7 protein-coding genes are annotated in these 9,916 nt (G+C 66.2%); 3 read left to right on the top strand and 4 right to left on the bottom strand.

Annotation, left to right across the window (positions count from 1 at the left end; all coding sequences use genetic code 11):
- Positions 1-2: 2 nt before the first annotated feature.
- A complete protein-coding gene (locus tag BM193_RS00995) occupies positions 3-1,073 on the top strand; it encodes an OmpA family protein (protein ID WP_139175986.1) in 1,071 nt (356 codons plus the stop codon).
- Here BM193_RS00995 and BM193_RS00990 read toward each other — a convergent pair.
- Entirely contained in the window at positions 1,070-1,972 is a 903-nt protein-coding gene (locus BM193_RS00990) for an alpha/beta fold hydrolase (RefSeq protein ID WP_092794548.1), read from the bottom strand. The two genes, BM193_RS00995 and BM193_RS00990, sit on opposite strands and share 4 nt — an antisense overlap.
- A gap of 111 nt (positions 1,973-2,083) precedes the next feature.
- On the opposite strand from BM193_RS00990, the gene BM193_RS00985 reads away from it, so the two are divergent.
- Positions 2,084-2,965, top strand: coding sequence for a LysR substrate-binding domain-containing protein (locus BM193_RS00985; protein ID WP_092794546.1), 882 nt, complete (start codon positions 2,084-2,086; stop codon positions 2,963-2,965).
- Positions 2,966-3,522: 557 nt separating this feature from the next.
- On the opposite strand, the gene BM193_RS00980 is transcribed toward BM193_RS00985, so the two are convergent.
- The gene (locus BM193_RS00980; protein WP_092794544.1) at positions 3,523-6,255 is read right to left on the bottom strand and encodes a M1 family metallopeptidase; all 2,733 of its coding nucleotides are present in this window, start codon (positions 6,253-6,255) and stop codon (positions 3,523-3,525) included.
- Between the two features lie 254 nt (positions 6,256-6,509).
- On the opposite strand from BM193_RS00980, the gene BM193_RS00975 reads away from it, so the two are divergent.
- Entirely contained in the window at positions 6,510-7,133 is a 624-nt protein-coding gene (locus tag BM193_RS00975; RefSeq protein WP_092794540.1) for a glutathione S-transferase family protein, read from the top strand.
- Between the two features lie 72 nt (positions 7,134-7,205).
- On the opposite strand, the gene BM193_RS00970 is transcribed toward BM193_RS00975, so the two are convergent.
- Together BM193_RS00970 and BM193_RS00965 are read right to left on the bottom strand one after the other, a co-directional pair.
- The gene (locus BM193_RS00970; RefSeq protein ID WP_092794537.1) at positions 7,206-9,311 is read right to left on the bottom strand and encodes a prolyl oligopeptidase family serine peptidase; all 2,106 of its coding nucleotides are present in this window, start codon (positions 9,309-9,311) and stop codon (positions 7,206-7,208) included.
- Between the two features lie 190 nt (positions 9,312-9,501).
- Positions 9,502-9,909, bottom strand: coding sequence for a RidA family protein (locus BM193_RS00965; RefSeq protein WP_092794534.1), 408 nt, complete (start codon positions 9,907-9,909; stop codon positions 9,502-9,504).
- Between the last annotated feature and the right edge of the window lie 7 nt (positions 9,910-9,916).

Below are 9,916 nucleotides of genomic sequence, written 5' to 3'. Positions count from 1 at the left end.
CCATGACACCCACACTGACACCGACGAAGAACCCGATGATGACACTGCTGCCGCTCGCCAGCCTGCTGGCCATGGGCCTGGCCCAGGCCGCCACAACCACCTTGCCGGCGGCGCCGCTGGCCATGCCCGAGCTGCGCATCAGCGACCGCGCCGTTGCCGCCGACCAGCAGGCTTACCGGCTGCTGCAGGAGCGCATCAAGAAGCTCAACGACGGCGGCGTGCGCGTGGGCGATTATTATCTGTCCAAGGCGCAATGCTGGCTCGACGTGTCCTTCCACGAATACACGCGCAACGACCGCTCGGCCTTCCCGCTGCAAGCCTTGCAGGAATCGGCGAAGATCGTCGCCGCGCTGGAAGACGGCAGCGCGCCCAATCCCGGCGACGCCACGCCGCTGGTGAACGACGCCACGCGCTTGCGCGAGGACCTGTGGTCCGGCTTTGGCCAACTGCGGGCGTCGCCCGGCTTTGCCTGCGCGGCGCAGAAGGTGGCGTGCGGCGAAGTGGAGCTGGTCCATGCGGGCAATGAATACAAGCAGCAGGGCTGGCGCCATGCGAATCCGTACGTACAGCTGGCCGAGGACGCGCAGGCAGCGGCCCGGTCCGCCGCTGCGGCGTGCCCGGCCGACCAGCCCAAGCCGGACCCGCAGCCCGCAATCCTGCCGCCGCGCAGCGAGCATGAACGCATCACGCTCGACATGGATGCCTTGTTCCGCTTCGACAAGGCCGGCCCGGCCGACGTGCTGCCGCAAGGACTGGAAAAGATCCGCGAACTGGCGGCGCGCCTGCAGCAGGGCTATGTGCAGATCGATACCTTGTCCGTGACGGGGCATACGGACAGGCTCGGCAGCGATAGTTATAACCAGGCCCTGTCCGAGAAGCGCGCGCTGACGGTGAAACAGTTGTTGCGCGAGCAGGGCATCGCCAACGTCATCAGCGCGTACGGCAAAGGCAAGGCCGAGCCTGTCGCCGCCTGCGACCAGGTGGTGCCGCGCGCGGCCCTGATCGCCTGCCTGCAGCCGAACCGCCGGGTGGAGATCGAGCTGACAGGCATCAAGCGCGTGCGCAAGGATTAGATGGAGGGTGTCTGTGCGTCGACAAACAGCAGGATGGCGCCCGCCACGGCCTGCGGCGCCTCGCGCTGCGGGAAGTGACCGATGCCTTCGAGCAGCACGCGCTGGTAGGCGCCGCTGAAATGGCGCTCGCGCCCGGCCGAGCTGTCCGGGTGGTTGCAAGTGTCGGCCGCGCCGTGCAGCACCAGGGTGGGCACCTGCAGCACGGGCGCCGGATGCAGCCGCGCTTCGTCGGCCGCATACGCGGGGTCGCCTTCGGCAAACGCCCAGCGGTGGCGGTAGGAGTGCAGCACCACCTCGGCCCAGTCGGGACCGTCGAAAGCGCGGCCCGCCTGCGCGAAATCCGCTTGCGTGTACCAGCCGGCCGGCGACCAGCTGTCCCACATCATGCGGGCAAACGCGTGGCGGTCATGCTCGACGGCATGCTGGCCCCGCGGCGTGGCCATGAACCAGTGGTACCAGTAGTTGCGCGCCTGCTGGTAAGACAACTCCTGTCGCGGGTCATTCGTGCCATAGCCTACCGACAGCATGACGAGGCCGGATGCCGCGTCGTGGCGCAAGCCGCAGGCGTTGGCGACGGCGCGCGCGCCCCAGTCGTGGCCGACCAGCAAGGGCCGGTCCAGTCGCATGGCATCGATAAAGTCGAGCAAGTCGCGGCCCAGCGCGGCCAGCTGGCCGCTGCGCGGCGTGTCCGCATGGCGAAAGCGCGTGGGCGCGAAGCCGCGCAGGGCGGGCGCCAGCACGCGGTAGCCGGCGGCGGCCAATGCGGCGGCCGTGGCGGTCCAGCTTTCCGGGCTGTCGGGCCAGCCGTGCACGAGCACGGCGCAGCGGTTGCCGGACGGATTCCATTCCAGGTAAGCCACGTCCAGCAGCGGGGTGGCGATGTAGTGATAGTCTTGCATGGCATTCCTGACGAAGGTGGGGGGAGAACTGCATGGTAGCGCCGGCAATGCAGTTGATTCGTGAGGAATTCATCGATATTATGAGTGTATCTTGATGAATTGGAGCGGCCCATGCACGCCTTGCCGGCAATGACCCTGGACATCGTCCTCCTGCGCAGCCTGCTGGAAGTGGTCGATACGGGCGGCTTCGCGCTGGCCGCGCACAACCTGGCGCTGACGCCGTCGGCCGTCAGCGGGCATATCAAGCGCCTGGAACACAGCGCCGGCAAACAGTTGCTGGCGCGCACGACGCGCAGCCTGGAACTGACGGCGGCCGGCGAACTGCTGTACATGTATGCGCGCAATATCGTCGACCTGGAACGCGAGGCGCGGGCCAGGCTCAGCGGTGCATCGGTGCAGGGCCGGCTGGTCCTCGGTGCGTCGGAAGATTTTGCGGGCGCGTGGCTGCCGCAAGTGCTGCAGACGTTCCAGCGCTGGCATCCGCAAGCGTCGATCGAGTTGAAGGTGGGCATCACGGCCGACCTGCTGCGGCGCCAGGCGCACGAGCAGATCGATGTCATTTTCGGCAAGCAATGCAGCCGGACGGAAGGGGCGGGCGAATTGCTGTGGTCCGAGCCGCTGGTCTGGGCGTATGCGGCCGGCCGCCTGCCCGATGCGCAACTGCCCGTGCCGCTGGCGCTGTTCCCCGCGCCGTGCGTGTACCGGGAAGCGGCGCTGGTCGCCTTGGCGCAGGCGGGCCGCGCCTGGCGGCTGGCATTTGACAGCGGCAGCATGGCCGGCTGCGTGGCGGCCGCGCTGGCCGGCTTTGCCGTGACGCCCGTGGCGCGCAGCCAGTTGCGCGACGGCTTGCGCATCCTGGGAGTGGAAGAGGGCTTGCCGCCATTGCCCGATGCCCGTTTTTACGCCTTTCCACGCAACAACACGCCGGCCGTGCTGGCGCTGGTCGACGCCGTGCGCGGCGCGGGTGAGCGGCACCAGTTCCACGCGCGCTAAAAACTGCGCTTGAACGCGCCAAAGTTTAGCCTGCGTCATGGGGCGGTCATATGCCGCTGTTATGATGCTTTCGTTGGCACACAGCATGCATTGCGCATATCACTACGCTCCGGGAGCGATAGGATGCAGGCATGACTCAACAGCTTAGCCGGTGAGCTCAACCATCGGCACCAGACACGTCAAAATTGTTTTGATAGCAATGAAAGCAGGGCAGGGAACAGGAAAAGCGACCGTCAGGCCGGGGATTTAATGAAGTCCTAAGCCTGCCGCGAGGAAGGGCTGGCATAGTGGATACATGGCGCACGGAAACCCCGGGCCCAAGGTTGCCGGACACCTCAATGACCGGCACGATTTCCGCTGTGTTTGTTTTACCAGCTTTCCCAGTTTATCCCTGCGCTCTGAAACAGCGTTTCAACCGGCTGCCGCGACTTGCGAAGCCGGTTTTTTTTTGCCTGCCGTTTTCTCTCTGGTGGCGTCGCTCGGCGTAGGCCGGCTTAGCCCAGCGGGCGCAAGCCGACGCCATTGTTGGCCCAGCCCGCTGGCGCCGGGACCGCCGTTTAACTGGACTGTTTCGCCAGCCACGCATCGATGGCCGGCAAGCGCTCGGCGCGCAGCTTGATGCGGTAGGCGATGCCGGCGATGGCACTGTCGGCGTCACCGCGCGCACTGGCGGGCAGGTTCGCCTGCGCGTACGCTTGCAGCTTGGCGATCATCTGCGGTTGCGCCGAGCCGGCGGCCAGGCGCGGGAAGTAGCGGCTGCGCGAGCTGGCGTCGATGCGCGCATTGACCTGCTCCAGGTGCGCCAGCGCGAAGTCGAAGGCCAGTTCCGGATGCGTGCGCGCCACGCGCGAGATCATGGCGGGGCTGTTGGTCACGCCCGGTTCATCCGTCAGCGCCAGGTCCAGCGCGCGCCGCGCCAGGGCCGGGTCGTCGCTGGCCGCCAGCAAGTCGTACAGCTGGTTCTTGATCAGCGGCGTCTTTTCCCGCTGCGCCTTGGCATGCAGCTGCTCCCACGTGGCGCTGTCGGCGTGCTGCGCCACCACGCCCAGGATGCTGCGGCGCAGGGGCGCGGGCATGGCGGCCGTATTTTGCTCACTGTTCTGCTCACCGTCGTGCTCACCGTCCTGCTCGCTGGCCGCATAGCGGCGGCGCGCTTCGGCCAGCACGCCAGGCTCGCCCATGTCGCCGAGGATGGCGATCAGCTGGGCGCGCAGGGTCGCCACGCTGGAGGCTTCGCCGGCGCGCGCGTCCCAGCCCGTTTGCGCCATCATCGGCGCCAGGCGGGCCATGGCAAAGCGGGCAAATGCCTGCTGGCGCGCCGGGTCGCCGGCGTACTGTTCGTACAGGCTATTGAGCGCGGCCGCCATCTTGCCCAGCACTTGCGGGTCGGCCGACAGCGGCGTGGCCTTCACCAGTTCCAGGAAGTCGGACGGCGCCTGCAGGCCCGCCAGGCCCAGCGACTGGCTGTCCGCCAGCAGGCCCAGTTGGTCGATGGGCGCCAGGCGGGCAAAGCTGCCGGCCAGCGCGCGCGTGCCGGATGGCGCGTACAGGGTGCGGTAGTAGCCGCTCTGGCCCGCGTTCACCAGCAGCGCGCCGCAGCCCGGCACGTTCAAGGTCGCCTTGCCATGTTTTACCAGCACCGTGGCCTGTTTGCCGCTGCCGACCGTCGAGGCGATCACGGGCACTTGCCACGACAGCGGTTTTTTATCCGCCTGGTCCTTGGAAAATTCCGTCTGCCGCAGGGTCACGCGCGTGCTGCCCTTGCGGCACACGGCGTCGCCCACGGTGAGCATCGGCACGCCCGGCTGCAGGGTGAAATCATGGGCGATGGCGCTGACAGGCTTGCCGGCGGCCGCATCGACTTCGCGCCACAGGTCGTCCGACACGGTATTGCCATACGCATGCTTGCGCATGTAGCTGCGCACGGCCGTGCGCCAGGTGTCGGCGCCCACGTAGGCTTCGAGCATGCCGATCACCGCCTTGCCCTTCTGGTAGGTGATGCCGTCGAAGGCCTGGCTGGCCTGTTCCACCGTGGCGATGCGCTGGATCACGGGGTGCGTGGTGCGCAGCGCGTCCTGGCTCATGGCCGCTTCGCGCCCGGCCACGTTGGCCAGGGCGGTGTTCCACTCGGGGTGCAAGCGCTGCGTGGTGCGGCCTTCCATCCACGAGGCAAAGCCTTCGTTGAGCCACAGGTCGTCCCACCAGCGCATGGTGACCAGGTCGCCGAACCACTGGTGCGCCATTTCATGCGACAGCGTGGTGTAGATGTTTTCCTTGTCGGCCTGGGTCGAGATGGCCGGATCGAGCAGCAGGCCATACTCGAAAGTGAAGACGGCGCCCCAGTTTTCCATGGCGCCAAAGAACTGGCTGCGGCCCGGCGCGGCGATGTTGTCGAGCTTGGGCAGCGGGTAGCGCACGCCGAAATAATCGTTGTATTCGCGCAGCAGGGCGGCTGATTCGTCAAGCGCGAAGCGGCTTTGCGCCAGCGCGCCTTTTTTCGTGATGACGCCGATCTCGGTGCCGTCGGCCATCGTGGTCGCCCGCTCGAAGTCGCCCAGGCCGAAGAACAGCAGGTAGGTCGACATGCGCGGCGTGGTGGCGAAGTACACGTGCTTCATGCCATTGCCCAGTTCCTCGCTGCTGATGATCGGCATGTTGCCGACGGCCATCTGGCCGCTCGGCACGACCACGTTGAGATCGAAGGTGGCCTTGTAGTCCGGTTCATCCCACGATGGCAGCATGCTGCGCGCGTCCGAGTTCTCGAACTGCGTGTACAGCGCGCGCTGGCGGCCCTGCGGCGTGTCGTAGTCGAGCGAGAACAGGCCCGTCGCCTGCGTGCCGATCTTGCCGCTGTAGTCGATGCGCAGCAGGTATTCGCCCTTGGCCAGCGGCTGGGCGAAATGCACCGTGGCCGTCTGCTTGTCCGTATCGAAATCGATGTTGCGCGTCACCTGCTTGGTGCCGCCCGCGCCTTCGATGGCGGCGGCGGGAAACGCCAGGTCCAGCGCGTTGAAGGTGATGGTGGCCGTCGGCCTGTCGATGGCGACCTTGATGGCGACCTGGCCCTTGAAGGTGGATGCGGCGGCATCCGGCATGATCGACACGATGTAGTGCAGCGGCGTGACGCCGCGCGGCAGCTGCGTGGTGGTGCCGGGCGCATGGCTGGCCGAGACATGGCTGGTTTTGGCGGCGGCGGGGGCGGCGATGGCCACGCCGGCGGTGGTGATGGCGGTCAGCGCCAGAACGGCGGCGGCCAGCTGGCTGCGGCGGAAACGGGGAGTGCGATGCATGGTATGCCCTGGGTTCATGAAGTAAACGCCCGCTGGCCGGATAGGCCGCAGGCGTGGATGACGGTGGCGGGACCTCGCTGGAGTTGTCGGTCAGCGTTCCCGTCCAGCAATCTAAGGCGAAACGGGGGCAAAGTCAACGCGCCAGGGGCGCCGCCGCACGGCGGAGCGCTGGTATGATGGGGGCCTGACTGTGCCGCCGCAGGCCAGTCCCGCCACTGATTGCCAACCACCATAACGAGACGAGACCCAAGCACATGAAACTGACTATCAGCCCCCGCACGCCCAATCCACGCCGCGTCACCATGTTCATCGCCGAGAAGGGCATCGGCGGCATCGAGGAAGTGGCGCTCGACCTGATGGCGGGCCAGCACCGCGATCCCGCCTTCCTGGCGAAAAACCCGCTGGGCCGCGTGCCCGTGCTGGAACTGGACGACGGGCGGGTGCTGACCGAGACGCGCGCCATCTGCACCTACCTGGAAGGCTTGCAGCCGCAGCCGAACCTGATGGGCGAGGGTTTCGAAGAGCGGGCGTTCATTGAAATGGCGGACCGCCGGGTGGAACTGCACCTGTTCAGCGCCGCCGCCAACTGGGTGCGCCACGGCCATCCGGCCCTGGTGGCGCTGGAAAACCCGCAGTTTCCCGATTTCGCCACGGCGCAGGCAGGCAAGCTGCGCGAGACGGCGCAATGGCTCGACCAGGTGCTGGCCCACCAGCCCTACGTCGCCGGCGAGCGTTTTACGATTGCCGACATCACGGCCTTCTGCGCGCTGGAGTTCGCGCGCGGCCTGATGAAATACCGTCCCGGCGCGGAAGGCCTGCCCAACCTGCAGGCCTACCGCGACCGCATCGCCGAACGCCCCAGCGCGCAGGCGAAGTAAGCTCCCAAAAAAAACGCCTGCGCCGGAAGTCCGGTGCAGGCGTTCTCGCTTGCCGGGGCCGTCAAGCCCGTGTTACTTGAGCTGCTCCTGCAGGAAGGTGTAGGTCAGCGCCCACATCAGCGCCTGCTGGTCGTTGTTGGCGGCGCCCGCATGGCCGCCTTCCGTGTTTTCCCAGTACAGCACGTCGTGGCCTTGCTCTTCCATCTTGGCCACCATCTTGCGCGCATGGCCGGGGTGGACCCGGTCGTCGCGCGTCGAGGTGGTAAACAGCACGCGCGGATATTTCTTGTCCTTGAAGACGTTCTGGTACGGCGAGTACTTGCTGATGTAGGCCCATTGCTCCGGCACGTCCGGGTCGCCATATTCTCCCATCCACGAAGCGCCCGCCAGCAGCTTGTTATAGCGGCGCATGTCGAGCAGCGGCACCTGGCTGACGACGGCGTTGAACAGGTCGGGACGCTGCACCAGCACGGCGCCCGTCAGCAGGCCGCCATTGCTGCCGCCCATGATGCCCAGGTGGCGCGGGGTGGTGATCTTGCGGGCGATCAGGTCCTGCGCCACCGAGATGAAATCGTCATATGCGCGCTGGCGGTTTTCCTTCAGCGCCGCCTGGTGCCAGCGGGGGCCGAATTCGCCGCCGCCGCGGATGTTCGCCAGCACGTACACGCCGCCTTTTTCCAGCCATGCCACGCCCGTGGTGCCGCTGTAGCTCGGTTTCAGCGACACTTCAAAGCCGCCGTAGCCATACAGCACGGTGGGGTTGCTGCCATCGAACTTCGTCTTCTTGTTCATGATGGCGAAGTACGGCACCTTGGTGCCATCCTTCGACGTCGATTCGAACTGCTCCACCTTGTACGGCGTGGCGTCGTAGAAGGCGGGCAGGGACTTGATTTTCGTCCGCTTGTCGCTCTGCGCCGTGCCCAGGTACAGCGTGGTGGGGGTGAGGAAGTCGGTGACGGTGAGGAAGTACTGGTCCGAATCGACGGGGTCGAGCGCGCTGGCGGCCAGGGTGCCCAGTGTCGGCGCGTCGACGCTGCGGCGCAGCCACTTGCCGTTCACGTGGCGCAGTTCCGTCAGGCGGTTTTTCACTTTATCCAGGGTGGTCACGAGGATGGCCGACTTGGTCGGCGTGACATTGTCCAGCGACGACGTGGCGGTCGGCGCGAACAGCACTTCCAGCTCTTGCTTGCCCTGCATGAAGGCCTTGAAGTCGGTGGCCAGCAGGGCGCCTTGCGGGTAAGTCTTGCCGTTGACTTTCCAGTCCGAACGCAAGGTGATGATCAGCTGGTCGCGCACGGTGAAGGCGGTGGCATCGTCCGGCTTCGGCACTTTTGTCAGCGTGGCGCCATCGCGCAGGAACATCTCGCCGCTGTAGAAATCGATCTGCCGCTCGATGAACTGGTGTTCGTGGCCGGGCGTGAAATCCTTGTAGGCGGCGGCGCTCAAGTCGTCGGCCCTGGCCTCATACACGGTCTGCGCCTGCGGCAGGGGCGTGCCGCGTTGCCACTGCTTGATGATGCGCGGGTAGCCGGAGCTGGTCATCGAGCCTGGGCCGAAATCGGTGGAGACGAACAAGGTATCCTGGTCGATCCAGCTGGCGCTGCCTTTCGCTTCGGGCAGGGTAAAGCCGCCGTCGACAAACGCGCGCCTGGCCACGTCGTATTCGCGCACCACCGTGGCGTCGCCGCCGCCGCGCGACAGGGAAATGAGGCAGCGTTCGCCCTTCGGATACAGGCAGGACGCGCCGGCCCAGACCCAGTTTTCATTCTCGCCGGCGGCCAGCTGGTCGAGGTCGATGACGGTTTCCCATGCCGGCTCGGCCAACTGGTACTGCGCCAGGGTGGTACGGCGCCAGATGCCGCGCACGTGCTGGGCATCGCGCCAGAAATTATAGTAATACTCGCCTTCCTTGCTGACGTAGGGAATGCGCTCCTTGGAATTGAGGATGGTTTTCAGGCGCGCCTGCAGGGCGGCGAAGCCGGGCTGGCTTTCCAGCTCCTTGACGGTGACGGCATTGTGCTGTTTCACCCAGGCCAGCGGCTTGTCGCCGAGGACGTCTTCCAGCCATTGATGGGGATCGGTATTGGCGGCGGCAGGGGCGGGTGCTTGTGCATGGGCAATGCCCGCTGCGGCCAGGCCGAGCAGCATGCTGCCGGCGAAGGTGCGATATGACGACATAGAGGGTTCCTTGGTGATCCGGATGGAGGCCGTGTTGCAGGCAAAACGGCGCAGCCATGGTGCCACGGATTGCTGAGGGGAACCAGTGTCTCGTGGAGATCAGTAAAGAGTTGGCATGTATTTCCTATAATATTTGCCGAGCCTGCGCCACGCCGTATATTCTGCGGCGCTCGCGGGGCCACGAGGTGTATTAGTCCGGCAGCTTGGCCACCACCTTGATCTCGAACTGGAAACCGTACAGCCACGTGACCCCGACGGCCGTCACGGTCGGATGCGGCGCCTCGCCCCAATACCCGGCCTGCACGATATCCCAGATACGCTGGAAATGCGCTTCCGGATTGACGATGAAGACCGTCACGTCGACCACGTCGTCGAAGCTGCAGCGGGCGGCGCGCAGGATGGCGTTCAGGTTGTCGAAGGCGAGCCTGACTTGCGCTTCGAGCTCCGGTTCGGGCGAGCCGTCGGCGCGGCTGCCCACCTGGCCGGAAACGAACAGCAAGCCGCCGGCCCGCACGGCGGGCGAATAGCGGTTCTGCTCATACAAGGCCTGGCGTCCTGGTGGAAACACCACGTCGCGTTTCTGGTGTGTTTGGGTCATTGTCTTG

It is taken from the genome of Janthinobacterium sp. 344 (genome assembly GCF_900112025.1).
GTDB lineage: Bacteria > Pseudomonadota > Gammaproteobacteria > Burkholderiales > Burkholderiaceae_D > Janthinobacterium.
The sequence above is the reverse complement of the archived record's forward strand: the minus strand, read 5'-3'. Positions and strand labels throughout refer to the sequence as shown.